This is a genomic window from Sodalis sp. dw_96 (assembly GCF_018449575.1).
Lineage (GTDB): Bacteria > Pseudomonadota > Gammaproteobacteria > Enterobacterales > Enterobacteriaceae > Acerihabitans.
The window spans coordinates 179,968-206,326 of record NZ_JAAVUT010000007.1 but is presented as its reverse complement, the minus strand read 5'-3'; the positions used below and the strand labels follow the sequence as shown (position 1 = coordinate 206,326).

21 protein-coding genes are annotated in these 26,359 nt (G+C 54.2%); 10 read left to right on the top strand and 11 right to left on the bottom strand.

The features are described from left to right. Window positions 1-89 precede the first annotated feature (89 nt). Window positions 90-485: an 8-oxo-dGTP diphosphatase MutT gene (gene mutT / locus HB631_RS13205; protein WP_213991619.1), complete on the top strand. Its 396-nt coding sequence runs from the start codon at window positions 90-92 to the stop codon at window positions 483-485. Here mutT and yacG read toward each other — a convergent pair. The 3 genes from yacG to coaE are packed head-to-tail and all read right to left on the bottom strand — an operon-like array spanning window position 482 to window position 2,083. After that, the gene (yacG, locus tag HB631_RS13200) at window positions 482-679 is read right to left on the bottom strand and encodes a DNA gyrase inhibitor YacG (RefSeq protein ID WP_213991618.1); all 198 of its coding nucleotides are present in this window, start codon (window positions 677-679) and stop codon (window positions 482-484) included. The genes mutT and yacG overlap by 4 nt on opposite strands. Window positions 680-707: 28 nt before the next feature. Continuing rightward, the gene (zapD, locus tag HB631_RS13195) at window positions 708-1,463 is read right to left on the bottom strand and encodes a cell division protein ZapD (RefSeq protein ID WP_213991617.1); all 756 of its coding nucleotides are present in this window, start codon (window positions 1,461-1,463) and stop codon (window positions 708-710) included. After that, window positions 1,460-2,083 carry a dephospho-CoA kinase gene (gene coaE, locus HB631_RS13190; protein ID WP_213991616.1) on the bottom strand — a complete coding sequence of 208 codons (624 nt, stop codon included), beginning with the start codon at window positions 2,081-2,083 and terminating at the stop codon, window positions 1,460-1,462. The genes zapD and coaE overlap by 4 nt, the downstream gene beginning before the upstream one ends. A gap of 197 nt (window positions 2,084-2,280) precedes the next feature. Between coaE and HB631_RS13185 the strand changes: the two genes are divergently transcribed. Next, the gene (locus tag HB631_RS13185; protein ID WP_213991615.1) at window positions 2,281-3,324 is read left to right on the top strand and encodes a GMP reductase; all 1,044 of its coding nucleotides are present in this window, start codon (window positions 2,281-2,283) and stop codon (window positions 3,322-3,324) included. 22 nt (window positions 3,325-3,346) lie between these two features. On the opposite strand, the gene hofC is transcribed toward HB631_RS13185, so the two are convergent. From hofC to nadC, 5 genes are all read right to left on the bottom strand, one after another. Beyond that, entirely contained in the window at window positions 3,347-4,552 is a 1,206-nt protein-coding gene (hofC, locus tag HB631_RS13180) for a protein transport protein HofC (protein WP_213991614.1), read from the bottom strand. After that, a complete protein-coding gene (locus HB631_RS13175) occupies window positions 4,549-5,691 on the bottom strand; it encodes an ATPase, T2SS/T4P/T4SS family (RefSeq protein ID WP_213991613.1) in 1,143 nt (380 codons plus the stop codon). The genes hofC and HB631_RS13175 overlap by 4 nt, the downstream gene beginning before the upstream one ends. Window positions 5,692-5,694: 3 nt before the next feature. Further along, window positions 5,695-6,135 carry a prepilin peptidase-dependent pilin gene (gene ppdD, locus HB631_RS13170; RefSeq protein WP_213991612.1) on the bottom strand — a complete coding sequence of 147 codons (441 nt, stop codon included), beginning with the start codon at window positions 6,133-6,135 and terminating at the stop codon, window positions 5,695-5,697. A 250-nt stretch (window positions 6,136-6,385) separates the two neighbouring features. Beyond that, window positions 6,386-6,610: a SymE family type I addiction module toxin gene (locus HB631_RS13165; protein ID WP_213991611.1), complete on the bottom strand. Its 225-nt coding sequence runs from the start codon at window positions 6,608-6,610 to the stop codon at window positions 6,386-6,388. 602 nt (window positions 6,611-7,212) lie between these two features. Further along, entirely contained in the window at window positions 7,213-8,103 is an 891-nt protein-coding gene (nadC, locus tag HB631_RS13160) for a carboxylating nicotinate-nucleotide diphosphorylase (protein WP_213991610.1), read from the bottom strand. Between the two features lie 119 nt (window positions 8,104-8,222). Between nadC and ampD the strand changes: the two genes are divergently transcribed. Both ampD and ampE read left to right on the top strand, forming a co-directional pair. Then, on the top strand, window positions 8,223-8,777 hold the full coding sequence (gene ampD, locus HB631_RS13155) for a 1,6-anhydro-N-acetylmuramyl-L-alanine amidase AmpD (protein ID WP_213991609.1): 555 nt from the start codon (window positions 8,223-8,225) through the stop codon (window positions 8,775-8,777). A gap of 20 nt (window positions 8,778-8,797) precedes the next feature. After that, window positions 8,798-9,652, top strand: coding sequence for a beta-lactamase regulator AmpE (gene ampE / locus HB631_RS13150; RefSeq protein ID WP_213991608.1), 855 nt, complete (start codon window positions 8,798-8,800; stop codon window positions 9,650-9,652). 5 nt (window positions 9,653-9,657) lie between these two features. Here the strand turns inward: ampE and HB631_RS13145 are convergent, their stop codons facing one another. The 3 genes from HB631_RS13145 to HB631_RS13135 all read right to left on the bottom strand — a co-directional run bounded on the left by HB631_RS13145 (window position 9,658) and on the right by HB631_RS13135 (window position 13,823). Beyond that, window positions 9,658-10,614, bottom strand: a complete 957-nt coding sequence (locus HB631_RS13145; protein WP_213991607.1) for a family 43 glycosylhydrolase — start codon at window positions 10,612-10,614, stop codon at window positions 9,658-9,660. A 25-nt stretch (window positions 10,615-10,639) separates the two neighbouring features. Then, complete coding sequence (locus HB631_RS13140) at window positions 10,640-12,043, bottom strand: MFS transporter (protein WP_213991606.1); 1,404 nt, start codon at window positions 12,041-12,043, stop codon at window positions 10,640-10,642. A 403-nt stretch (window positions 12,044-12,446) separates the two neighbouring features. Then, window positions 12,447-13,823 (bottom strand): amino acid permease, encoded by a 1,377-nt coding sequence (locus HB631_RS13135; RefSeq protein ID WP_213991605.1) that lies wholly within the window; start codon window positions 13,821-13,823, stop codon window positions 12,447-12,449. A 520-nt stretch (window positions 13,824-14,343) separates the two neighbouring features. Here HB631_RS13135 and pdhR point away from each other — a divergent pair. The 6 genes from pdhR (at window position 14,344) to HB631_RS13105 (ending at window position 26,322) form a co-directional block, all read left to right on the top strand. Next, window positions 14,344-15,108, top strand: coding sequence for a pyruvate dehydrogenase complex transcriptional repressor PdhR (gene pdhR / locus HB631_RS13130; protein WP_213991604.1), 765 nt, complete (start codon window positions 14,344-14,346; stop codon window positions 15,106-15,108). Between the two features lie 202 nt (window positions 15,109-15,310). After that, window positions 15,311-17,980, top strand: coding sequence for a pyruvate dehydrogenase (acetyl-transferring), homodimeric type (aceE, locus tag HB631_RS13125; RefSeq protein WP_213991603.1), 2,670 nt, complete (start codon window positions 15,311-15,313; stop codon window positions 17,978-17,980). Window positions 17,981-17,995: 15 nt separating this feature from the next. Further along, window positions 17,996-19,960, top strand: coding sequence for a pyruvate dehydrogenase complex dihydrolipoyllysine-residue acetyltransferase (aceF, locus tag HB631_RS13120; protein ID WP_213991602.1), 1,965 nt, complete (start codon window positions 17,996-17,998; stop codon window positions 19,958-19,960). A 234-nt stretch (window positions 19,961-20,194) separates the two neighbouring features. Then, the gene (lpdA, locus tag HB631_RS13115; protein WP_213991670.1) at window positions 20,195-21,622 is read left to right on the top strand and encodes a dihydrolipoyl dehydrogenase; all 1,428 of its coding nucleotides are present in this window, start codon (window positions 20,195-20,197) and stop codon (window positions 21,620-21,622) included. A 405-nt stretch (window positions 21,623-22,027) separates the two neighbouring features. Further along, entirely contained in the window at window positions 22,028-24,625 is a 2,598-nt protein-coding gene (acnB, locus tag HB631_RS13110) for a bifunctional aconitate hydratase 2/2-methylisocitrate dehydratase (protein WP_213991601.1), read from the top strand. 287 nt (window positions 24,626-24,912) lie between these two features. Next, window positions 24,913-26,322: an ankyrin repeat domain-containing protein gene (locus tag HB631_RS13105; protein ID WP_213991600.1), complete on the top strand. Its 1,410-nt coding sequence runs from the start codon at window positions 24,913-24,915 to the stop codon at window positions 26,320-26,322. Window positions 26,323-26,359: the final 37 nt, after the last annotated feature.

The following is a 26,359-nucleotide window of genomic DNA, read 5'->3' as shown; positions in this document are numbered from 1 at the left end:
CCCCGGAGGGGCGAGGCCCATGGACGGGCCGAGTATTGCCAACGCACCAGCAACTTGAAGTATGACGGATATTCGGAGAACCTGTGACAATGAAATTACTGACTGTTGCCGTAGGCATTATCCGTAATGCTCAGCATGAAATTTTTATCGCCCAACGACCGGAAGACGCCCATATGGGCGGCTTTTGGGAGTTCCCCGGCGGGAAAGTGGAAGAAGGTGAAACCCCGGAACAGGCATTGATCCGAGAATTGCTAGAAGAAACCGGCGTCGAGGCGGAGTATCCGGAGTTATTGGCCACCAGCCAGCATCATTTCCCCGATCGTGAGATGGCGTTCTATTTTTACCTGGTGGAGCACTGGCAGGGAGTTCCCTATGGCAACGAAGGGCAGCCGGTGCGCTGGTGTCCGCAGGGGGAACTCGATGCGTCCGAGTTTCCTCCCGCCAACGCGGCCATTATCCGTCAACTTATCGCCGCGACATCCTAATACTTATCCTCGCTCCAGTCATCGCTATCAGTTATCTGACCGTCGCTGGGGATAAACTTTCCCTCCTCAGCCCATTCCCCCAGGTCTATTAATTGGCAGCGTTTGCTGCAAAACGGGCGGAATTTGCTTTGCGGCTCCCATTTAACTTCCGCGCCGCAGGTGGGGCAGCTCACCAAAATAATATCATCACTCATCAAGACCTCTTAAGTTTAACTATAACCTTTAACAACAGGCCAAATCGAAGGGTAGACGATTGGGAATGACGCCGTTTTCGCTATCCAGGGATAAAAATCGGATAGCATAACGGGTCTTGTGGCCGGAAACCTGCGGGTAGAGCTGGTAAAGCAGGGGGATGCGCATACGCAGCAAATCCGCATCCTCGGCATTGTCCTGGAAAAAACCGTTCAGGCTGATTTGGCTTTTGAAAGGCTCGGTATGCCTGACCAAATCCAAGGTTAACGTTAAAGCGGCATTCAAGGGGTCCAGGGTTTTTAACCAGGCGTTGATCTGGCCGTTGCGATGGGTCTGCGGCAGGTGCAGCCAAATATGCAGACCGGGCAAATCAAAACTGCAACAGCCGCCGGGGATCGAGAGCCGTTGGCGCACCGAGGCGATTAAACGGTCCTCCCGCAAAGCCTGCCCCAGCCGTGGTGCGGACATCAATACCGCGGCGCATTGTTTTAAATTATTGCGTAATGTTCGTACCCGCTCGCTATCGACGCCGGGTACACCGTCCCATTGCAGCATTTTTTGCTGTTGCCGGTCCAATTCTTTCATCATTTCGGTGCGTACATCGCCGCGCTCGAGAACGTCCAGCAGGTCGGAGACAGTGCGGAAAAAAGGCAAGGCGCTAGAGATGTCAACCAACTCCGGACAGTTATACAGTTGTTGCAATAAAAATTCCAAACGCAGCCAGGTGCGCATTTTTTCATTTAACGGATGCTCGAAAAGTACCGTCGTCGAGTAAATTTCACTCATAATGATTGATCCTGTCGGGTTGCTGATGCCGCAAGCCCGAGATAACGCTGGTGCAGCTTTGCCACACTGCCCGTAATATCCTCGGGATGCCCGTTATTTTTAATAATATCATCGGCACTGGCCAGACGCTGTTCCCGTGATACTTGCGCGGCAAGAATATTGTTTATCTGCCCGCGGCTTATTCCATCGCGTTCCATAGTACGCGCCACCTGTGTTTCGGTATCGACATCCACCACCAATACCCGGTTCGCCCGGTTCTGCAGATGGTTTTCAATCAATAACGGGACTACCCATATAATATACGCCCCTGAGACACGGGACATTTCTTGTTGGGTTTCTTGCTGAATAAGGGGGTGCAGCAAGGCGTTCAGCCACGCCTTATCCGGCGGCGAACTGAAGATGCGTTGCCGCAACTGCGCCCGGTCCAGTGCGCCGTCGGGCAAAAGTATAGCGTCGCCAAAACGATCGCGGATTGCCCGCAAAGCGTCGGTGCCCGGCTCCACCACCCTGCGGGCGATAATATCGGCGTCGACTATCGCGGCACCCAGTTTGGCAAAGGCGTTGGCCACGGTACTTTTGCCACTGCCGATTCCCCCTGTTAATGCAACAATGTAACGCATACTATTAGCTGTCTCCCACCGATCCAGGGATGATGGATTTAGCGGCCCGTGGATAAATTGGTACGATTGTAGCGTAAATCCGGTGGTTTTCGCAGTCTTGCCGTAACAATAATCCGGCGTATGATACGGTCACTGGAACTGGCTTTTTGTCCCCGGACTTTTTTTGCGATTCTTCGCCATCCACCAGGAAATCCCGCATGCGTATTGAAGAAGATATCAAGCTAGGTTTTAAAGACGTTCTTATCCGCCCAAAGCGGTCCACTCTCAAGAGTCGTTCCGACGTTGAGCTCCAGCGTGAGTTTACCTTTAAGCATCCGGGATGCACCTGGTCGGGTATTCCCATCATCGCCGCTAATATGGATACCGTCGGTACTTTTCGCATGGCGGAAGCGCTGGCAACCTTTGATGTACTGACCGCCGTGCATAAACATTATAGCATCGAGCAGTGGCACAGCTTTGTTAGCCGCGTCCCGGATGCCATTTTGCGGCATGTCATGGTTTCCTCCGGCACCTCTGATGCCGATTTCGTCAAACTCCAGCAGATTTTGGCCCTGTCGCCGCTACTTCGTTTTATCTGTATCGACGTGGCCAACGGCTATTCCGAACATTTCGTCAATTTCGTGCAAAAGGCCCGGGAAGCCTGCCCGGATAAAGTCATTTGCGCCGGCAACGTGGTTACCGGAGAAATGGTGGAAGAGCTGATCCTCTCCGGCGCCGATATTGTCAAAGTCGGTATCGGGCCGGGTTCGGTCTGCACAACCCGGGTGAAAACCGGTGTCGGTTATCCGCAATTATCCGCCGTAATAGAATGCGCCGACGCCGCCCATGGGCTAAGCGGTCAGATAGTCAGTGACGGCGGCTGCGCGGTGCCGGGGGACGTGGCCAAGGCCTTTGGCGGCGGCGCCGACTTTGTGATGTTGGGCGGTATGTTGGCCGGCCATGACGAGTGTGAAGGTATGGTGGTGGAAGAGAACGGCGAGAATTTCATGCTGTTCTACGGCATGAGTTCCGAGGACGCGATGAAGCGCCATGTGGGCGGTGTCGCGGAGTATCGCGCCGCGGAAGGTAAAACGGTAAAACTGCCGTTGCGCGGACCGGTGGAGAATTCCATCCGCGATATCCTCGGTGGTTTGCGGTCGGCCTGTACCTATGTCGGGGCGTCCCGGCTAAAGGAATTAACCAAACGCACCACCTTTATACGGGTGGCCGAACAGGAAAATCAGGTATTTACCCAGCTGTAATCGCCATGGTCGGATCATGCCTCTAAAAATGACCGAACACCTCGCCCAATTGCAGCAGCGGTAAATAAAGCACTATCACCATGGCGCAAACCAGGCCGCCCATGATCAGCAGCATTAAAGGCTCGGCCAGTTGCGCCAGCCCGTCGGCGAGGCGGTGCGTTTGCTGCTCATGCAGCCGCGCCAACTGCTGGAATACCTCGTCCAGCGTTCCGCTATGCTCGCCGGTTTTGATAAGCTGACGGCAATGGGACGGAAACAGCCGATGCCCTTCAAACGCCTGATATAATGCGAAGCCCTGCCTGATATGCTTTTGCAGCAACTGGACCGCTCGGCGGTAACAGGGATGTGTGAGGGTGCGTACGGCCATCTCCAGCCCGTTATCCAGAGTAATACCCGCCTGGTGGGTAATGGCCAGCGTCTGGAACAAATGATGCAGGTTATGATGGCGTACCAGCCTGCCAATCAACGGCAGATATAACAGCATGGCCTGGGCCCGTTGGCGCCAGCGGGGATGATAATGACAGATACGCCGATACCCGCCGTACAACAGAACGGCGCCGAGCAGCGCCGTCAAGCCGTGGTCGCCCACCGCCGCCGCCAGCGCCATCAATCCCCGGGTGGGCGTGGGCAACGGGGCATTGATACCCTCGTAAAGGCGGGCGAATTCAGGCAGTATCAATGTCAGCATCAATGTGAGCACCGCAGCCGCTGTCAGGCAGATAAACGCCGGATAGCGCAGTGCGCCGCGGACTTTCTTTTTCAACTTTCCCAGGCGTGACTCATGCTCCGCCAATAAGCGGCAACAGCGATCCAGTCGTCCGGTAAGCTCCCCCAGTGCCAGAAGCCCGCTGTAGAGCGGTGAGAACACCGTGGGAAAATCGGCGCAGGCCATGGACAGGGTATGGCCCTGCTCAATTTTGGCATTCAGTAAACGCAACAGGCAGCGCCAGCCGATGCGGGGATGATCGTCCGCCAGCAGACGCAGGCTTTCCCGAAGCGGCAGTCCCGCTTCGAGCAGCGATGCCAGCTGTGAGGTGAAACTCATCATCTGGCTGTCTCGCCAATAGCTCGCGGGTAAATAAGCGAGGGTCCGCACGTGCAGCGGCTGAAGATCCTGACTGATCAAATCCTGTCTCACCGACATTTTCCCCGCGGCAAGCAGGTGGCCCTCAAGGATTTCACCTTCGCCGGTAATACCGCGCCAGCGATATAACCAGTAACCGGTCATGCCGGCTCTCCCAGCACACGTCTTAACTCTGCCACCGTGGTGATGCCTTGATCCACCAGGGTCAGGCCCGCCTGCCATAGTCCGCAGAGGCGTTTTTGCCTTCCGGTTTCCACCGGTGCCGAATCCGATAGAGACTCTCCGGGCAGCAGATGAAACAGCCCGTGCCTGCCGACATAGCCTTCATGACATTGGTCGCATCCCATCGCGCGCCATGACGGGCGCGATGTAAAATCACCCCGGCGGTGAGTCGTGCCCGGCGCTGTTTGCCGGCGGCAGGCACGGCAAAGGCGGCGTACCAGGCGTTGCGCCATCACCAGCCGCAGCACCGGCCTGATGCGCGCGGGATCCATTCCCAGCTGACGTAACCGCTGCAGGGTATCGGCGGCGGTCAGGGTGTGCAGCGTGGACAATACCAGATGGCCGGTTTGGGCAGCATTGATGGCAATCGCGGCGGTTTCGGCATCACGGATTTCCCCCACCATGATGACATCCGGATCCTGGCGTAACAGCGCGCGCAGCAATCTCGGAAAATCCAGCTGTGCTTTACGGTTCACTTGGCACTGCGCAATGTCAGCCAACGGGATTTCCACCGGGTCCTCCACGCTGCAGATATTAAGACGCTGGCGGTCCATGGCCTGTATGGCGCTATAGAGCGTCAGGGTCTTGCCGCTGCCTGTGGGACCGGTCAGCAGCACCAATCCCTGCGGCTGATGCAGCCGGCGCAGGAATTGCCGCCGCAGAGACACGGACATACCCAGATTCTCAAGGGTAAGCCGGTTAGTCTCGCGTTGCAGCAGACGTAGCACCAACTTTTCGCCACACAGGGTCGGCAGGGTGGCAATGCGGCATGAATAGCCGCTATCGGGTTTACCAAAGGTAAATTGCCCGTCTTGCGGTAACCGGCGCTCGGCAATATCCATCCCGGCCCTCATCTTTAGCCCCACCACCAGACGTGCCGCCAATCCTGGAGCGCAATTGGCGTGTTGGCGCAACAGGCCGTCGATACGAAACCGTACCCGGTAGTCCGATGACGGACAGGGTTCGATATGGATATCGGAAGCTCGATGGTCCGCCGCCTCGCCCAGCAAGCCCTCGATATAGTCCTCGAGCTGTGGCGGATTATCATAAGCAACGATCATGGTCTACTCCTGTGCGCCGTCGAAACGAAACAGCGCCTGGCAGGGACGGAGCAGATGTTGGCCCCGCTCGGCGGCATCACAACGGCGGGTCCAGCGCAATCCGCCGGAGTGCCGCTCCGGCGTTAATATCAGGGTGAGTCCTTGCAATGCCCGTTTACCGGTCAAGCGAATAATGCCCTCGGTAACCTCGACCCCGTCGACATAGCGGGAGGTGAATCCGTCCGGTATGCCGGACGCTCCGGCCCGGCATTCATTCATATCCCCATGCTCCATGGCGCATAGTTCCACCGCCGATTTGTAAGGAGATAGCACATGGAGCATATCGGTCAGGGCGGCATTATCGAGGTAGCGTTGATATCCCGGCAAACCGATGGCGCTTAACGTGGCGATAATGGCAATAACCACCATCAATTCCACTAAAGTAAATCCCTGCTGATTGCTCACCGGCCTTTCCCCCTGTTGATCCAGGGCCAACCTTACCCATAACCCAGACCATCGGCCAGCAGCCGTTCGCCGTTGAGGATGGCTTGCCGCAAAGTAAGGGCAAGAGGTTACATGCTGATTAGGTTTTTTTGCGTGTGGGTTGGCACATGAACGACATAATCCCGTTGTCATATATGCCCAATCGCACTGTCCGCCACCCAGACGCATGCCTATTTTCCATCTTGCTCTTGACGGGCGGCGATAAAGCCGGCTACGAGGATGGCGCGGGCTGGATAATCAGTTGCCCCGGCTCCGCCGACACCGTCACATATTGGCCGGTAAGGAACCCGCATGCCTCAAGCCAGCGGCCGCCGAGATAGATGGCTGGCGAGGGATTGTCTCGGCCACCGTTTGGAACGTATCCCACAATGTAACGCCGATCCGAAAAATCCCCTTGGGTATGTCGACAAATAGCCTTAACATTCTGTTTAGCCATAGTATTTATTTCCTTATTTCGGATGCCTTAGTTCGGTTTATTAATAGAGGTTCATTAGTATAAATTCATTGATACCGGCTCATTGATCCAGAGAATGCAGATGGTAATCGATGATTACGATTAAGGATGGTTATTCCTTTCAGCCGCGCTAAAAGCGTGGACACAAGCGGCGCTCCACATAAAATCAAAAAATATTGCCGACAGCGGTGAGTGAAAAGATAAATGTCTTGATACTGTATAAATTAACAGTAATTGGGGAAAAATAGAAATAATAATAGCAGAAGAATGATGAAAAATATTTATTGAAAGATATATATTATGGCTATTTTAAAACATCATCAGCGATTATTTTTTATATTATTTTTCATTGAATTTCTACAGTTTTACCTGTTTTAAATATCTGATATCAACTACATTATTCAATATTCAATATTCGATATTAATTTCATTATCCAACATCTAACCTTGATTATCCTTTGGGTGTCCAAATTGCTTAGGCAAGATACAAACGCTTCACGGCACGCCGGGTCCGCGTTGCCACGGACCCATACTCGTCAAAGCAGACGTGGCTGAAAGCCAAACGGCGCTAGCGTCTGCCGCTATTACTGAAAACGCATGGAGAGATCAAGGGCGCGGATATGTTTGGTCAGTGCGCCGACGGAAATATAATCCACACCGGTGGCGGCGCATTCATGCAGGGTTTCCAGCGTTACATTACCGGAAACCTCCAGCAGGGCGCGCCCCCCGGTAGCGGCCACGGCACGCTGCATATCCGCCGGCGTGAAGTTGTCCAGCATAACGATATCGGCGCCGGCCTCCAGGGCCTGACGCAATTCATCCAGGCTTTCCACCTCCACTTCCACCGGCACGTCGGCGCGCAGGGCCACGGCGTTTTCCACCGCCTTGGCGATGGAGCCGGCGGCGATGATGTGATTCTCCTTAATCAAAAAAGCGTCCGCCAGTCCCAGGCGATGATTACTGCCGCCGCCGCACAATACCGCGTATTTCAGCGCGGTTCGCAATCCGGGCAAGGTTTTGCGGGTATCCAGCAGTTGGGTGTGGGTACCCGCCAGCTTATCGGCGTAACGCTTGACCTCCGAGGCGACGCCGGACAGGGTCTGCACAAAATTAAGCGCGGTGCGTTCACCGGTCAACAGCAAATGAGAAGGACCCCGCAACCGGCATAGCGGCTGGTTAACCCGGATGGCATCGCCGTCCTTCACCTGCCACTCTACCTGGATGCCGTCCCCCAACTGGCGAAACACTTCCTCCAGCCATTGCTGCCCGCAGAAAATCCCGTTTTCCCGCGTGATGATAACCGCCTCGGCCTGGCTGTCCCGGGGCAATAACAGCGCCGTAATATCGGCCTCGGGATCGGCGGTGCCGCCCAGATCTTCGCTGAGTGCCCGAGTGACGGTTAAGGGGATATCATGCTGAATACGCTCGAGCAATTCGGCCCGGCGGCGTTCAGCGCTATAACGACGTGTCGGCATAAAAAACTCCGAAATAGCGAATAAAGGGAACCAGGGAAACATGCTACTCTGTTGCTGAGATAAGTACTACTGCCGACAGGTATAAGGTAGCGAGTGGAAATGGAGAATGGAGGCGGCGAATGGAGTTGGAAAACGGTTGGTTAACAGGGATTAAGCAGGTCATGTCCCCCCATTGCGATGAACGGCCGAACGGCGAGGTCCCTTCGCTGCTGGTGGTGCATGGAATCAGCTTGCCGCCGGGATCGTTTGGCGGACCCTATATCGATCAATTGTTTACCGGCACGCTTGACCCGGACGATGATCCTTTCTTCCCACAGATACAAGGTTTGCGGGTATCGGCCCATTGCCTGATCCGGCGTGACGGCGAAATTGTGCAATATGTGCCGTTCCACCGGCGCGCCTGGCATGCCGGCGTCTCGCGTTTCGCCGGGCGGGAACACTGCAATGATTTTTCCATCGGCATTGAGCTGGAAGGCACGGATACTCAGCCTTATACCGATGGGCAATATGTCCGGCTGGCTGAACTGACGCGGCTGCTGATGCGGCACTATCCCATCACGCCGGCCCGCATAACCGGTCATAGCGATATTGCCCCCGTCCGTAAAACCGATCCCGGACCGGCTTTTCTATGGCATCATTATAAAAAATTGATTTCACCGAGCACCGGGGACTGAGACAGGGAGCACCAGGATTCATGACACTGTTTACATTATTACTGGTACTGGCATGGGAACGCTTATTTAAAATGGGCGATCACTGGCAATTGGATCACTATTTTGAGCGGATGTTTGCCCGCATCCGCTATGTCTCTCCGGCGCTGACGATTTTACTGACCCTCTGCTGGATGATTGTGGTGGCGCTGTGTCTGAGGCTGACGGCGAAATTTTTCTTCGGCGCGCCCGCGCTGCTGTTATGGATTCTGATTTCCCTGCTTTGCATCGGCGCGGGCGGTATTCGCAAGCACTATCGGGCCTATCTCACCGCCGCCGCCCGTGGCGACGGTCATGCCTGCGACGCTATGAGCGAAGAGTTGACGCTGATCCACGGTTTGCCGGTGGATTGCGATAAAGAAGAGCGTTTGCGTGAATTGCAAAATGCGCTGCTCTGGATCAATTTCCGTTTCTATCTGGCGCCATTGTTCTGGCTGGTGGTGGGCGGGCCTTACGGCCCGGTTCTGCTGGCCGGTTATGCTTTTTTGCGTGCCTGGCAAACCTGGCTCGCACGGCGTGCCACCCCGCTGAAGCGGGCGCAGTCCGGCATAGACAATGTGCTCCATTGGTTGGACTGGATACCGGTAAGGCTGGCCGGGGTGGCCTATGCGTTGCTGGGTCACGGCGAAAAAGCGCTGCCGGCCTGGTTTGCCTCCCTGGCGGACCTGCGTTCCGGGCAGTATCAGGTGCTGACCCGCCTGGCGCAATTTTCCCTGGCGCGGGACCCGCATATGGATGAGGTGCAGACCCCGCGGGCGGCGGTTTCACTGGCGAAAAAGATCACCAACGTGATCGTGGTGGTGGTGGCGTTGTTGACCATTTACGGCGCGTTGGTTTGACCTCCTCAGACATGGTCCGCCGGTGGTTCGCCAAAACGGGGCATGCCTTCCTCATCCCAGTGGAAAACCTTGATCCGGGTGTGGCGGTTGGGATCGTATAACGGGTCTCCGGTGATCTCGGTGTAGGTCCGGGCATGATAAACCAGCACATCTTCACCGTGTTCCCCTACGGTAAAGCTGTTGTGGCCCGGGCCGAACTGCCGGTTTTGCCAATGGGTGCGAAACACCGGCTGCGGCAGTTTATGCCATACCCGCGGATCGGCAATATCGGCGTTGATATCGGCCCAAAGCAGGCCGATACAGTAATTTGCATCGGTGGCGCTGGCGGAATAGGTAATAAACAGCCGCTGCCCGTGGCGCAGGACCGCCGGGCCTTCGTTGACCCAGAATCCATGGGTTTCCCAGGGCAATTCCGGTTTGCTCAACATCGCCGGCGGGGTTTTCAACGACCAGGGCGTGGCCATTTCGGCCAGATAAAGATTGGAGTTGCCCCGGATGGCCGGGTCTTTTTGCGCCCAGACATAATAGTGCCGCCCCTGCAGGAAAAAATGGGTGGCATCCAGGGAGAATGTATCCAAGGGCGTCCCCATGCGCCCTTTTTCCGTCCAGGTGCCGGTGAGCGGATTGTCGTCGGCGCATTCCAGGACGAACATGCGGTGCTGGAAGAGTCCGTCGACAATCTCCGGTGAAGGGGCGGCGGCGAAATAGAGATACCATTTATTATCGATGAAGTGCAGTTCCGGCGCCCAAATCAGCGCGCTCATTTCCCCCAAATCGTGTTTATGCCAGACCACCGCCGGCAAGGCATGCGCCAATCCGCCCAGAGTGGCGGACCGGCGAATTTCCAGCCGATCATATTCCGGCACCGAGGCGGTGAAATAATAATAACCATCGAAATGCCGGTAGATATAAGGATCGGCACGCTGTTCGATTAATGGATTAGGCCAATGCGTTTGACTCATGATGTTTACTTTTCCCCGTTCTCGGTTAGGGATGCTTGGTTTCCAGGGGTTTGGTTTGGTGCCATTCAGCCGACTCCTGACGCTGTGAGCGCCTTGCTTCCAGATCGGACTGGATTTGCCGCATCAGTTGGCGATCGACTTTCAGCAGCCGAACCACTCCGGCGGTTATCAGATAACCGACGCCGGGAATGACGGTAAACAGCAAAACTATCCCCTGTATCGCGCCCGGACTTTGCCGGACGGCATCGCCATGATAACCGTAGGCGGAAAGAATAAACCCGACGAAGGCCCCCGCAACCGCCAATCCGACCTTCAGGAAAAACAGGTTGCCGGAGAAGCTGATGCCGGTGATGCGTTTACCGGTTTTCCATTCGCCGTAATCGTCCACATCCGCCATCAAAGACCAGTGCAAGGGGGAGGGAATTTGATGCAGGATATTGAGTATGAAGTACATAACAAGAATCAAACTCACCAGGTGCGGGTTGAGAAAGTAAAAGCCGCTGGAGAAAATCGCCAATACGATATTGGTCCAGAAAAACACCTTCAGTTTACAATATTTATCGGTGAGAGGTTTGGCCAGTGCGCTGCCGATCATCATGCCCACCACGCCGAGACTGATAAACAAACTCGCGAATCCCGAGCTTTTTTCCATGGCATAGGTGACGTAGTACATGGTGGCCGCCATACGGATAAATCCCGGGCAGACGTTAAAAAACGTCAGCACCAGTATGCGTACCCATTGATCGTTTTTCCAAATATCCCGCAGGTCGGCTTTCAACGCGTCATTGGTAGGCGTCGCGGGTTGTATCCTTTCCCGGACGGTGGCGAAACAGAATAAAAACATCAGACAGCCGATAATGGATAACACCGTCATCGCCCATTGGAATCCTTGCGCCCGGTTACCGCCGCCGAACCAATCCACCATCGGCAACAAGGTGAGTGAAATTATCAGGGTCGCCACTCCCACCAGGATAAAACGCCAGGATTGACAGGAAACCCGTTCCTGGGGATCGTTGGAAATCACCCCGCCCAGCGCGCAGTAGGGGATATTGATGGCGGTATAAATCAGCGACATCAAAAAATAAGTGATAAATGCGTAAACCACCTTGGCGGAATAACTCCAGTCAGGCGTGGTGTACATCAGGACGCTGAAGACGGCGAAAGGCACCGCCAGCCACAACAGGTAGGGCCGGAAACGCCCCCATCGGGATCGGGTGCGGTCGGCGATAGCGCCCATGATAGGGTCGGTGACGGCGTCGATAATGCGTATGGATAACAGCAATATTCCCACCAGCGCCGGCGCCAGGCCGAAAATATCGGTATAGAAATAGGCCAGGAACATGGTGATCGATCCCCACACCATATTGCAACCCGCATCCCCCATGCCAAATCCGATTTTTTCTTTTAATGATAATGCCTCTGCTTTCATGGTTCTACTCTCCGTTGTATACAGGACATGAACTACCCGCAGCCAGTATTGGCTTATTCAACGAGGAGTGGATGGTAACAACCGGTTATAGAAATGGATAAACCGGTTATCAGCGCAAATTTGTGAGGGTTATGGCATAGGTCTTGGCACCGCCAGGGAGTATCCGATGTGTACTTTTGCGGATTGCTCCGATGAGCGTTGATATCTCGGGGAGTTGGAACAATGGAGTGGGGTACCTTGGCGCATTAGGGCGTCGGCGGGTTGTCGAGTCAGTGAGTTGATGGGTTGATGGGTTGATGAGTGGACGAGTGGACGAGTGGACGAGTGGATGAGTTTACGCATCGGGCGGATGGTTTTGCGGCGTTTTTTTTCGCCGACCGGAATCGATCGGCGAAGGGGGAGATCAGCGGGTCACGGCGTCGGCGCCACGCTGATTTTTTTGCTTAAAGTAAAAACCGATACCCAGCAGGCATACCCACACCGGAATCAGGTAAACCGAAATTTCCATACCGGGAGTCATCAGCATAATCACCAGGATTGCCGCCATAAACAGCAGGCAGAGGTAATTACCAAACGGATACCACAACGCCTGGAATTTGGTGGCCCGCCCGAGCTGCGCCATTTTACGGCGAAATCTCAGATGGGCGAGACTGATCATGCCCCAGTTGATGACCAATGCCGACACCACCAGCGACATCAGCAGTCCAAAAGCCTTGCCCGGCATCAAATAGTTAATCAGCACGCAGATGGCGGTGGCCAACGCCGAAACGCCGATAGCGGCCACCGGCACGCCGCGGCGGTCAACTTTCTGCAGAGCCCTGGGGCCGTTGCCCTGGCGCGCCAGGCCGAACAGCATGCGGCTATTACTGTACACGCAGCTGTTATAGACCGACAGCGCCGCGGTCAACACCACCAGATTCAGTATCGTCGCCACCCAATCGCTGTTAAGGGCATGGAAAATCAGGACAAACGGACTGCCCCCCTCCACCACTTTACTCCAAGGGTAAAGAGAGAGCAGAACGGCCAGAGAGCCGATATAAAACAGCAGGATACGATAGATTACCTGGTTGGTGGCCTTGGGAATGCTGATTTCCGGCGTATCGGCCTCGGCGGCGGTAATACCCACCAATTCCAGGCCGCCGAAGGAAAACATGATCACCGCCATGGCCATGATCAATCCATTGACGCCGTTGGGAAAAAATCCGCCCTGGGCCCACAGGTTGGTCACGCTGGCTTCGGGACCGCCATGACCGCTTAACAGCAGCCAGCCGCCGAACAGGATCATGGCGATAATGGCCGCCACTTTGATGATGGCGAACCAGAATTCCATCTCGCCATAGATCTTGACGTTGGCCAGGTTAATGGCGTTGATGAGCAGGAAAAACACCGCCGCCGAGATCCAGGTTGGCAGATCCGGCCACCAATAATGCATATAGATGCCCACGGCGGAAAGTTCGGCCATGGCAACTAATACGTACAGTACCCAGTAATTCCATCCCGAAGCGAAGCCGGCAAAATCACCCCAATATTTATAGGCAAAGTGGCTGAACGATCCGGCGACCGGTTCTTCCACCACCATCTCGCCCAATTGCCGCATAATCAGAAAGGCGATAAAGCCCCCGATGGCATAACCCAAAATTACCGACGGACCCGCCATTTTAATGGTCTGCGCAATACCCAGAAACAGACCTGTCCCAATCGCGCCGCCTAAGGCAATAAGCTGAATATGGCGATTTTTCAATCCGCGTTTCAGCGTCTCTCCGCGCTGTTTACCATCCATCGTAAATTCCTCTGTCGTTTTTGTACTTATTTTTTTACGTTAGCCGAAAAAAGAAATGACCTCCCGGCTTGTCGTCGGCACAAGAATAGTGTTAAGGGGGAAAGTTTGCACCTGATTTATCAAGCCGCTGGATAGAATTGTGAAACGTCGTGATCTGCCGCATTTTTCCAGCGGAGGAGTAAAAGCGAAATTTGTAATTATTCCGGTTAAAAAAAAGTTAAAATTTTAAAATTATGCGATATCTGGTCTTTTTATGCATTTTTTTGCTGGCTCAAACGCTTCAGCAACGGCGTTTTAGGTTGCGTAATAGTTAAATTTGTCACAAATCAATCTCGGTGGTTTATACTGGATGGTTATCAAATTGCAGCACATGCATAGTGCAATTGTTTAAATGTGCGGGGTTTCATGATTTAGGTCAAAGCCAGGATAGACAGAAGGTGAATACTTTGTTACTTTAGCGTCACGTTTATGAAATTGGTATTACCAATTGACTCCGCGCCATTCGCAGAGATGAAGATAAATGGCTTACAGTAAAATTCGCCAGGCAAAGTTATCGGATGTTATAGAGCAGCAGTTAGAGTATCTCATACTGGAAGGAACGCTGCGTCCCGGTGAAAAGCTGCCTCCCGAGCGTGAGTTGGCAAAACAATTTGACGTTTCCCGGCCTTCCCTGAGAGAAGCAATCCAGCGTTTGGAAGCGAAAGGATTGCTGTTGCGACGCCAGGGTGGGGGAACATTCGTCCAAAGTAACCTTTGGCAGAGTTTCAGCGATCCCCTGGCTGAACTGCTTGCCGACCATCCTGAATCGCAATACGACCTATTGGAAACCCGCCATGCCCTTGAGGGTATTGCCGCTTATTATGCCGCATTGCGCGGTACCGAAGAAGATTTGGAACGTATCCGCGATTGTCACCAGATTATCCAGCAGGCTCAGGAAAGCGGCGATCTCGACGCCGAAGCCGATGCCGTCCTGCAATATCAAATTGCTGTCACCGAAGCCGCACATAATGCGGTTTTATTACATTTGGTGCGCTGCATGGGGCCGATGCTGGAAAAAAACGTACGACAGAATTTTGAATTGCTCTACTCACGCCGCGAAATGCTGGCGCAAGTGAGCAGCCACCGCGCCGGGATCTTTGCGGCAATTGTGGCACGCGAGCCGGAAAAAGCCCGCGAGGCTTCACATCGTCATCTGGCGTTTATTGAGGACATTTTGCTGGATCTCAGTCGAGAACACAGCCGGCGCGAACGATCGCTGCGCCGTCTCCAGCAACGCAAGGACTAAGAGCCCGGCAACGGGATCTGAATGCGGCAACTATACCCTAAATAATTAGAGTTTCAGGAAAGCCAACGCACCTGCAACTTGAAGTAAGACGGGTATAAGGCAATGGGCCTGTCTTCGTGTGTTTACCGCCCTAAGGCCGGGTGAATACAGGAAGACAGGCTCCAATTAAACCAATTATTAGCGATAGATAAGGAACACCACCATGTCAGAACGTTTATACAATGACGTGGATCCGATCGAAACACGCGACTGGCTACAGGCGATCGAATCGGTTATCCGTGAAGAGGGTATTGAGCGCGCCCAGTACTTGATTGATCAAGTACTGGACGGGGCTCGTAAAGGTGGCGTCAGTATCGCTGCTGGTGCTTCAGGCCGTAATTATATCAATACCATCCCGGTAGAAGATCAGCCTGAGTACCCCGGTAATTTGGAACTTGAACGCCGCATTCGTTCGGCCATACGTTGGAACGCGGTAATGGCGGTACTGCACGCCTCCAAGAAAGATCTGGATCTGGGCGGCCATATGGCGTCGTTCCAATCCTCCGCCACTATTTACGAAGTGTGCTTCAATCATTTTTTCCGTGCCCGCAACGACAAGGACGGCGGCGATCTGGTCTATTTCCAGGGCCACATCTCCCCGGGCATCTACGCCCGCGCCTTTCTTGAAGGCCGCCTGACCGAAGATCAGATGAATAATTTCCGGCAGGAAGTGCACGGTAAAGGTTTGCCTTCCTATCCTCATCCGAAACTGCTGCCCGAGTTCTGGCAGTTCCCCACCGTGTCCATGGGGCTGGGGCCGGTGAGCGCCATCTATCAGGCCAAGTTCCTGAAATACTTGAATCATCGCGGACTGAAAGACACCACGGCGCAGACCGTTTACGCCTTCCTTGGCGACGGCGAGATGGATGAGCCGGAATCCAAGGGGGCGATTACCATCGCCACCCGTGAAAAACTGGATAACCTGGTCTTTATCATCAACTGCAACCTGCAGCGCCTGGACGGCCCGGTTACCGGCAACGGCAAAATCATCAACGAGCTGGAAGGCATATTCGGCGGCGCCGGTTGGGAAGTGATCAAGGTTATCTGGGGCACCCGCTGGGACGAACTGCTGCGTAAAGACACCACCGGCAAACTGATTCAATTGATGAATGAAACCGTCGACGGCGACTACCAAACCTTTAAATCAAAAAACGGCGCTTATGTGCGTGAGCATTTCTTCGGTAAATATCCGGAAACCGCCGCGCTGGTGAAAGATATGAGCGACGACGAGGTCTGGGCGCTGAACCGCGGCGGCCACGACCCGAGGAAAGTCTTCGCCGCGCTGCAAAAAGCGCAGAAGACCACCGGCAAACCGGTGGTGATTCTGGCCCACACCATCAAGGGTTACGGCATGGGCGAGACGGCGGAAGGTATGAACATCGCCCATCAGGTCAAGAAGATGAACATGGACGGCGTGCGCTATTTCCGCGATCGGTTCAACCTGTCCGACATCGTTCCAGATGACCAGGTGGAAAAACTGCCGTACATCACCTTCAAGGAAGGCTCCGAGGAGTTTAAATATCTCCACGGACGCCGCGAGGCGCTGAACGGTTATTTGCCCACCCGCCTGAAGAATTTCACCAAGCCGCTGGAATTGCCGTCCCTGGAAGATTTCGGCGCGCTGCTGGAAGAACAGAAGAAAGAAATCTCCACCACCATCGCCTTTGTGCGGGTGTTGAACGTGATGCTGAAAAACCCGTCCATTAAAGACCGCCTGGTGCCCATCATCGCCGATGAAGCTAGGACCTTCGGGATGGAAGGCCTGTTCCGGCAAATCGGTATTTACAGCCCGAACGGTCAGCAGTACACGCCGCAGGACCGTGAGCAGGTGGCGTACTATCGCGAAGATGAGAAGGGACAAATTCTGCAGGAAGGCATCAATGAACTGGGCGCGGCCTCTTCCTGGCTGGCGGCGGCAACGTCCTACAGCTCCAATGACCTGCCGATGATCCCCTTCTACATCTATTATTCGATGTTCGGTTTCCAACGCATCGGCGATTTGTGCTGGGCGGCGGGGGATCAGCAGGCGCGTGGTTTCCTTATCGGCGGGACCTCCGGGCGCACTACCCTGAACGGCGAAGGTTTGCAGCATGAAGACGGGCACAGCCACATCCAGTCGCTGACCATCCCTAACTGCATCTCTTACGATCCCGCCTACGCCTATGAAGTGGCGGTGATCATGCATGACGGCTTGACCCGCATGTACGGCGAACATCAGGAAAATGTCTATTATTACCTGACCACGCTGAACGAGAACTACCACATGCCGGCCATGCCGCAAGGGGCGGAAGAGGGTATCCGCAAGGGCATCTATAAGCTGGAAACCCTTGAAGGCGGCAAAGGCAAGGTACAACTGCTGGGCTCAGGGGCCATATTGCGCCATGTACGGGAAGCAGCGGCTATTTTGGCCAAGGATTACGGCGTCGGTTCCGATGTCTACAGCGTCACCTCCTTTACCGAACTGGCGCGCGACGGACAGGATTGCGAGCGTTGGAACATGCTGCATCCGGCGGAAAAACCGCGGGTGCCTTATGTTGCCCAGGTGCTGAACGACGCGCCGGCGGTGGCTTCCACCGATTATATGAAACTGTTTGCCGAACAAATCCGCAACTTCATCCCGGCCAGCGAATTCCGGGTATTGGGCACCGACGGATTCGGTCGTTCCGACAGTCGTGAAAATCTGCGCCACCATTTTGAGGTGGATGCGTCTTATGTGGTGGTTGCCGCTCTGGGTGAACTGGCCAAACGCGGCGATATTGATACCGGCGTGGTGGCGCAAGCCATCGCCAAGTTCGGCATCGATGCCGATAAAGTCAACCCGCGCTTGGCATAAGAGGTAGATAACGTAATGGCTATTGAAATTAACGTGCCGGATATCGGTACCGATGAAGTGGAAGTGACAGAAGTGCTGGTCAAGGCCGGCGACAGCGTCAGCGCTGAACAATCCCTGATTACCGTCGAAGGGGACAAAGCCTCGATGGAAGTTCCTTCGCCCCAGGCGGGCGTGATCAAGGAACTGAAAGTGGCCGTGGGGGATAAAGTCACCACCGGTTCGCTTATCATGATCTTTGACGACGCCGCGGCGACGGACGAAAAAGCTCCGGCCAAGGCCGAAGGGCAAAGCGATGCCAAACCGGCCGCGTCCGGACAGCAAAACGATGCCGGGCAGGCGGAGCCTAAATCGGCGCCGGTCAAGGCGGGCGGCAGCAAAGAGGTTAACATCCCCGATATCGGCGGTGACGAAGTAGAAGTCACCGAAGTCATGGTAAAAGTAGGCGACACCGTCACGGCGGAGCAATCCCTGATCACGGTGGAAGGGGACAAAGCCTCGATGGAAGTCCCGGCGCCCTTTGCCGGCACGGTGAAAGAGATCAAGGTCGCCACCGGCGATAAGGTCAGCACCGGCTCGCTGATTATGGTGTTTGACGTGGCGGGCGAGGGTGGTGAAGACGCCGTGGCCCCGGCGCAAAGCAAACCCGCCGCTGAAGCCGCACCGGCGCAATCGGGCGGCAGCAAAGAGGTTAACGTACCGGATATCGGCGGCGATGAAGTGGAAGTCACCGAAGTCATGGTAAAAGTAGGCGATACCGTCACAGCGGAGCAATCCCTGATCACGGTGGAAGGGGACAAGGCCTCGATGGAAGTCCCGGCGCCTTTTGCCGGTACGGTGAAAGAGATCAAGGTCGCCACCGGCGATAAAGTCAGCACCGGCTCGCTCATCATGGTGTTTGAGGTTGCCGGGCAGGGCGCCGCGCCGGCCTCGTCGGCCCCGGCTGCCGGGAAAACTGAAACCGCCGCCGCCGCCGCGCCGGCTCCGGCATCGACGGCCAATAAAAACGCCGCCACCACCACCGGCGCCGGTGCAAAAAGCGAATTTACCGAAAATGACGCTTATGTCCATGCCACCCCGGTTATCCGCCGTCTGGCGCGGGAGTTCGGCGTTGATCTGACCAAGGTGAAGGGTACCGGGCGTAAAGGCCGTATCCTGCGGGAAGACATCCAGACCTATGTCAAAGAGGCGGTCAAGCGTGCGGAAGCAGCGCCGGCGGCCGGCACCGGCGGTTCCTTGCCGGGCTTGCTGCCCTGGCCGAAGGTGGACTTCAGCAAGTTCGGCGATACCGAAGAGGTGGAACTGGGCCGGATCCAGAAAATTTCCGGCGCCAACCTGCATCGCAACTGGGTCATGATCCCCCATGTGACTCAGTTCGATGAAGCGGATATCACCGAAGTCGAGGCGTTCCGCAAAGAGCAGAATACGGAAGCCGAGAAGAAAAAGCTGGATGTCAAAATCACCCCCCTGGTGTTTATCATGAAGGCGGTGGCCAAGGCCCTGGAAGAGATGCCGCGTTTCAACAGCTCCCTGTCCGAGGATGCCCAGACCCTGACGCTGAAGAAATACATCAACATCGGCGTGGCGGTGGATACCCCCAACGGCCTGGTGGTGCCGGTGTTCCGCGACGTGAACAAAAAAGGCATTTTTGAGCTGTCCCGCGAACTGGCGGCCATTTCCAAAAAAGCCCGCGACGGCAAGTTGACCTCATCCGATATGCAGGGGGGATGTTTCACCATTTCCAGCCTCGGTGGTATCGGCGGCACGTCCTTCACGCCCATTGTCAACGCACCGGAAGTGGCTATTCTCGGCGTCTCCAAGTCGGCGTTCAAACCGGTCTGGAATGGCAAAGAGTTTGCGCCGCGCCTGATGTTGCCGCTCTCCCTGTCCTATGATCATCGTGTCATCGACGGGGCGGCGGGTGCTCGTTTTATCAGCTTCCTCAATAACGTGATGTCCGATATTCGTCGTTTGGTGATGTAAACCCGTGGCCGGCCCGGCGGGCCGGCCGAATTGTTTGATGTGACTCCGGCGAGGAGGGATGCGCTGCCACGCCAGGGCAAACAGGTTTCGCCCCGTTCGAACAGGCTTTGCAGATTATTAACATTTCTGTAAACTGGCTTCGATGGAGGCGTCCCGGTGGCGACAGTACGTTATGTCTCTGATTCCCATGAAAATGAGCGACTTACCCGCCGGATAAACAAATAAGAGGTCATGATGAGTACTGAAATCAAAACCCAGGTAGTGGTACTTGGGGCCGGTCCGGGAGGATATTCCGCCGCCTTCCGTTGCGCCGATTTAGGTTTGGAAACCGTACTGGTGGAACGTTATGCCACCTTGGGCGGCGTATGCCTTAATGTGGGCTGTATTCCTTCCAAAGCGTTATTGCATGTCGCCAAGGTTATCGAAGAAGCAAAAGCATTAAGCGATAACGGCATCACCTTTGGCGAACCGAAAACCGATATCGATAAAGTGCGTACCTGGAAAGAACGGGTCGTCAACCAGCTGACCGGCGGCCTGACCGGCATGGCCAAGGCCCGCAAAGTCACGGTGGTGCAAGGGGTGGGTAAATTCACCGGCGCCAATACCCTGCAGGTGGAAGGCGAGAAAGGTACCACCACCATCAATTTCGATAATGCGATCATTGCCGCGGGCTCACGTCCGATCCAGTTGCCCTTTATCCCCCATGACGACCCCAGGGTCTGGGATTCAACGGACGCGCTGGCGCTGCGCACTGTACCGGAACGTTTGCTGGTCATGGGCGGCGGTATTATCGGCCTGGAGATGGCCACCGTCTATTATGCCCTGGGTTCCAAGATCGACGTGGTTGAAATGTTCGACCAGGTCATTCCGGTGGCCGATAAAGACGTGGTCAAGATTTACACCAAGCGGATCAGCAAGCAGTTCACCCTGATGCTGGAAACCAAGGTCACCACCGTGGAAGCCCGTGAAGACGGTATCTACGTCTCCATGGAAGGCAAAAAGGCCCCGGCCGGACCGCAGCGTTATGATGCGGTGCTGGTGGCTATCGGCCGTGTGCCCAACGGCAAGCTGCTGGATGCGGGCAAAGCCGGCGTGGAAGTGGACGATCGCGGATTTATCCGGGTGGACAAGCAACTGCGCACCAATGTGCCGCACATTTATGCCATCGGCGATATCGTCGGGCAGCCGATGCTGGCACACAAAGGCACCCACGAAGGCCACGTGGCGGCGGAAGTGATCGCCGGCAAGAAACACTACTTCGATCCCAAGGTGATCCCCTCCATCGCCTACACCGAGCCGGAAGTAGCCTGGGTGGGCGTGACCGAAAAAGAAGCCAAGGAAAAAGGCATCAGCTATGAGGTCTCTACTTTCCCTTGGGCGGCCTCCGGTCGCGCCATCGCATCCGATTGCCAGGACGGCATGACCAAGCTTATCTTTGATAAAGAAACCCATCGGGTTATCGGCGGCGCGGTAGTGGGCGTCAACGGCGGCGAACTGCTGGGTGAAATCGGTCTGGCCATTGAAATGGGCTGTGACGCGGAAGATATCGCCCTGACCATTCATGCCCATCCGACCCTGCATGAGTCGGTCGGCCTGGCGGCGGAAGTCTACGAAGGCAGCATCACCGATCTGCCCAACGCCAAAGCCAAGAAAAAGAAATAGTCCCCGCTCTCCCTATCACCTGACGTTATCGTCAGGTGATACTTTTTTTTCCTTACAATCTCCCGCCAAAATTCGCCGCTTCGCTATGGCTGCTCACCGGTAAAGGGTGTTAAGTTAAATCCGGCTAAAGCCGTTTTCCCTATAAACATGCGGATCGTTAACGCCTTAACGTTTCAGCGAAAAAAATAATGTTACTTAGATGTAAACAAATTAACAATGCAAATCAATCCTGATAAACTGACGTTCCGACACCGGGGCATATACCCAATAGCTCTCAAGACGCAACTTGAAAGATGACGGGTAAAACAGTTCTTTTCCAATGGCGGCGCCCACGACGATGCGTTGCAAACCAGGTGTTATCAGTTTTGAACAACGAGCAATGACAATTAAAGCGAGGAGAACGTCGTGTTAGAAGAATATCGTAAGCACGTTGCCGAGCGTGCCGCCCAGGGGATTGTTCCAAAGCCTCTCGATGCAGTACAAATGGTGGCGCTGCTTGAATTATTGAAAAATCCGCCCGCCGGCGAAGAAGATTTCATTCTGGATCTTATCACTAACCGTGTTCCCCCCGGTGTCGATGAAGCGGCCTATGTCAAGGCCGGTTTCCTGGCGGCCATTGCCAAGGGCGAGGCCGTCTCCCCCCTTATCAGCGCTGAGAAAGCCGTCGAGCTGCTGGGCACCATGCAGGGAGGCTACAATATCCAGCCTCTGGTGGACGCTTTGGATGATAAGGCGCTGGCGCCAATCGCCGCCAAGGGTCTCAAAACCATGCTGCTGATGTTCGACAGCTTTTACGACGTTGAGGCCAAGGCCAAGGCCGGCAATCCCCACGCCCTTGAAGTCATGCACTCTTGGTCCGATGCCGAATGGTTCCTGTCCCGGCCGCCGCTGGCGGAAAAAATCACCGTCACGGTGTTCAAGGTTACCGGCGAAACCAATACCGACGACCTGTCGCCGGCGCCCGATGCCTGGTCCCGTCCGGATATTCCGCTCCACGCCGTGGCCATGCTGAAGAATGCCCGCGATGGGATTGTGCCCGATCTACCGGGGGTGGCGGGTCCGCTTAAGTTAATAGAAACCCTGAAGCAAAAAGGCTTCCCCCTGGCTTACGTCGGCGACGTGGTGGGTACGGGTTCGTCACGCAAATCCGCCACCAATTCGGTATTGTGGTATATGGGTGACGATATTCCCCACGTGCCCAACAAGCGCGGCGGCGGCGTGGTGCTGGGCAGCAAGATTGCGCCGATTTTCTTCAACACCATGGAAGATTCCGGCGCGCTGCCCATTGAAGTGGACGTCTCCGAACTGAACATGGGCGACGTCATTGATGTCTACCCTTTCAAGGGTGAAATCCGTCAACACGATACCGACCGGCTGCTGGCCGGTTTTTCCCTTAATACCCAAGTGCTGGTGGATGAAGTGCGGGCCGGCGGCCGTATCCCGTTGATTATCGGACGGGGGTTGACCTCCCGCGCACGGGAATCCTTAGGGTTGCCCGCCAGCGAAATCTTCCGCCATGCCCGTGAAGTTATCGCCAGCGCCAAGGGTTTTACCCTGGCGCAAAAAATGGTCGGCCGCGCCTGCGGTGTGGACGGCATCCGTCCCGGACAATATTGCGAACCCAAGATGACCTCGGTAGGTTCACAGGATACCACCGGCCCGATGACCCGCGATGAGCTGAAGGATTTGGCCTGCCTGGGCTTCTCCGCCGATCTGGTGATGCAGTCCTTTTGCCATACCGCCGCCTATCCGAAGCCGGTGGACGTGCAGACCCATCACTCCCTGCCGGACTTTATCATGAACCGCGGCGGCGTCTCGCTGCGTCCGGGCGACGGTATTATCCACTCTTGGCTGAACCGTATGCTGCTGCCGGATACCGTCGGCACCGGCGGCGATTCCCATACCCGCTTTCCCATCGGGATTTCGTTCCCGGCCGGTTCCGGCCTGGTGGCGTTTGCCGCCGCCACCGGCGTCATGCCGCTGGATATGCCCGAATCGGTGCTGGTGCGTTTTAAAGGCAAAATGCAGCCGGGCATCACCCTGCGGGATCTGGTGCATTCCATCCCTTATTACGCTATTCAGCAAGGCTTGCTGACGGTGGAGAAAAAAGGCAAAAAGAATATTTTCTCCGGCCGAATCCTGGAAATCGAAGGCTTGCCGGAACTGAAAGTGGAACAGGCCTTTGAATTGGCGGACGCCTCGGCGGAACGTTCCGCGGCGGGCTGTACCATAAAACTCGATCAGGCGCCGATTATCGAATACCTCAGTTCCAATATTGTGCTGCTGAAGTGGATGATAACTGAAGGTTACGGCGATCGCCGCACCTTGGAGCGCCGTATCAAGGGTATGGAAAGCTGGCTGGCGGATCCCCATCTGCTGGTGGCCGATGCCGATGCGGAGTATGCCGCGGTAATTGAAATCGATCTCGCCGCCATTACCCAGCCCATTGTTTGCGCACCAAACGATCCGGATGATGCGCGCCTGTTATCCGAAGTAGCCGGCAGTAAAATCGACGAAGTGTTTATCGGTTCCTGCATGACCAATATCGGCCACTTCCGTGCGGCGGGCAAACTGCTGGATCAGCATAAAGGCGTGCTGCCGACCCGGCTGTGGGTGGCGCCTCCAACCAAAATGGATGCGGCGCAGCTCACCGAGGAGGGTTACTACAGCGTATTCGGCAAGAGCGGCGCCCGCATTGAAATCCCCGGCTGCTCGCTGTGCATGGGCAACCAGGCGCGGGTAGCCGCCGGTGCGACGGTGGTCTCCACCTCCACCCGCAACTTCCCCAACCGCCTGGGGGACGGCGCGGATGTCTATCTGGTCTCGGCGGAACTGGCGGCGGTGACCTCGCTGCTGGGACGCCTGCCGACGCCGGAAGAGTACCTGCAGGCCATATCCATGGTGGATAAGACCGCGGCGGATACCTACCGATATCTGAACTTTGATAAGCTGACAGCCTATACCGATAAAGCGGATGAGGTGATTTTCCAAACCGCGGTATAGCGGGTTGCCCTGCGGGGCAAGAGAAAATTTTTATACTTTAATTGATCAGAGCCGCACCCCAAAAGTTGGAAACCAACTGATTTAGGTGCGGTTTTTTATTATTTGCTTAGTCATAAAATCCATTAAAGCGCATCTTTAATTCTCCTTAAACACTTCACCAATATTTCCGCCAACTAAACATAACTTTTTTTAGCCCAATTTTTATATACTATTTTCTGCGATCGGTATATGTTTTCCAAGATCAATACACTTTTTTGTCAATACTAAAATGTATTTTAAGAGGATATATGAATTTAACTATGCAAAGCCCTGTCCAGTCTGAATTGAATAGTTTCGAACGGCCAATGATGTTTATATCCAATGAATATCCTTTTAATAATAGCAGAGAGGAATTAAATACATTGTCGAAAAGAGTTTTGCGAGCCATTAATCAAAGCGAGGCAAGATTTGAAAACAAATCGAATAGAGAGAAAAGCGAGAAACAATGGGTCAAACAATCACAGATCCATAAACGTGATTCTTCATCAGTAATTAAATTTGATGATAAAATTTATAGTGAGCAAAAACAGGTTGGCTGTTTGAAAAATACAGCAAATAAGAACAGCCTCCCAAATACAATTATTGAGTTGGATAGCGGCATATTGGATCATGCACTAAAAAATAATGGTTCCCTCGATTTAAAGGATAATAATGGGATTACGCCTTTAATGGAGGCGGCGGGAAAAAGTACGACTGACAGTGATTTCGCTACCATTAGGGACATGATCCATAAAGGTGCTAAGATCGATACACAAGATAAGCAGGGCAATACGGCAATAATATGGTTAATAAAGAGCTTTTACCAATTACAAAATGATGATCAAATCAATCTCAAAATAAAGGTAATGGATTATTTGTATAACAACGGGACTGATATGACTTTGGCAGGTACGGCAGGGTTTACGCCTATGATGTATGCCGTCGCGGTAAATAATTCGAAAGCGTTTAACCGATCTTATAGAAAGGCGGAGGATTTTAAAAAATTTAATAATGCCGGAGAGACAGCATTGCATTTGGCGCTAAAAGATGATAGTGACCCAATAATATTAAACCTTCTCGTTGCCCTTTCTCGTCTAATGAATATTAAAGATAACAAGGGCCATGGGCCTTTTATGATTGCGTCATTTCGCGGCCTGAATAAGACTATGGATACCATCCTTAAAAATCATGCAAATATCAATGAACAAGATACGCATGGCTGGACGGCGCTGATGCATGCTGTGAATTGCGATGATGAACATACAGTTGATTATTTGCTGGGAAAAGGTGCCAACGCCCACATTAAAAACTGTTGCAATAAAGATGTGTTTATGATGTCTAGGGACCAAGGAAAAGAACATATTTTATCTCTGCTGCTATCTAAAACCACCGCTAAGACCCCGGGAGACAAAGGAATGTACTCTCTAGAGGTGTGTAAAAAAAATTGTCAGTTTGCCGAGTCCATAGCGGGCCAAGAGGATATTACAAAAATAAATCTCAATAACGTTACCTGGATTAAAATACCCGATGTTAAAGATCGGCATAACATGAACGATACTGTCGCATCCAAAGGAAGCAGTCTCTCTACGCTGATTCCCATCTGTATTTCAGTTCTAATAAATGGGGCCTACCTGAGTTTCAGACATTTATTTGCCAAGCGTTTGCCACTAAGTGAATAATTTATTTTTTTCTACTGGAGAACATCATTAATTATGC

Coding starts and splice junctions, on each gene's coding strand:
- mutT (WP_213991619.1), top strand. CDS start 90: ATGAAATTACTGACTGTTGCCGTAGGCATTATCCGTAATGCTCAGCAT.
- yacG (WP_213991618.1), bottom strand. CDS start 679: ATGAGTGATGATATTATTTTGGTGAGCTGCCCCACCTGCGGCGCGGAA.
- zapD (WP_213991617.1), bottom strand. CDS start 1,463: ATGAGTGAAATTTACTCGACGACGGTACTTTTCGAGCATCCGTTAAAT.
- coaE (WP_213991616.1), bottom strand. CDS start 2,083: ATGCGTTACATTGTTGCATTAACAGGGGGAATCGGCAGTGGCAAAAGT.
- HB631_RS13185 (WP_213991615.1), top strand. CDS start 2,281: ATGCGTATTGAAGAAGATATCAAGCTAGGTTTTAAAGACGTTCTTATC.
- hofC (WP_213991614.1), bottom strand. CDS start 4,552: ATGACCGGTTACTGGTTATATCGCTGGCGCGGTATTACCGGCGAAGGT.
- HB631_RS13175 (WP_213991613.1), bottom strand. CDS start 5,691: ATGATCGTTGCTTATGATAATCCGCCACAGCTCGAGGACTATATCGAG.
- HB631_RS13165 (WP_213991611.1), bottom strand. CDS start 6,610: ATGGCTAAACAGAATGTTAAGGCTATTTGTCGACATACCCAAGGGGAT.
- nadC (WP_213991610.1), bottom strand. CDS start 8,103: ATGCCGACACGTCGTTATAGCGCTGAACGCCGCCGGGCCGAATTGCTC.
- ampD (WP_213991609.1), top strand. CDS start 8,223: ATGGAGTTGGAAAACGGTTGGTTAACAGGGATTAAGCAGGTCATGTCC.
- ampE (WP_213991608.1), top strand. CDS start 8,798: ATGACACTGTTTACATTATTACTGGTACTGGCATGGGAACGCTTATTT.
- HB631_RS13145 (WP_213991607.1), bottom strand. CDS start 10,614: ATGAGTCAAACGCATTGGCCTAATCCATTAATCGAACAGCGTGCCGAT.
- HB631_RS13140 (WP_213991606.1), bottom strand. CDS start 12,043: ATGAAAGCAGAGGCATTATCATTAAAAGAAAAAATCGGATTTGGCATG.
- HB631_RS13135 (WP_213991605.1), bottom strand. CDS start 13,823: ATGGATGGTAAACAGCGCGGAGAGACGCTGAAACGCGGATTGAAAAAT.
- pdhR (WP_213991604.1), top strand. CDS start 14,344: ATGGCTTACAGTAAAATTCGCCAGGCAAAGTTATCGGATGTTATAGAG.
- aceE (WP_213991603.1), top strand. CDS start 15,311: ATGTCAGAACGTTTATACAATGACGTGGATCCGATCGAAACACGCGAC.
- aceF (WP_213991602.1), top strand. CDS start 17,996: ATGGCTATTGAAATTAACGTGCCGGATATCGGTACCGATGAAGTGGAA.
- lpdA (WP_213991670.1), top strand. CDS start 20,195: ATGAGTACTGAAATCAAAACCCAGGTAGTGGTACTTGGGGCCGGTCCG.
- HB631_RS13105 (WP_213991600.1), top strand. CDS start 24,913: ATGAATTTAACTATGCAAAGCCCTGTCCAGTCTGAATTGAATAGTTTC.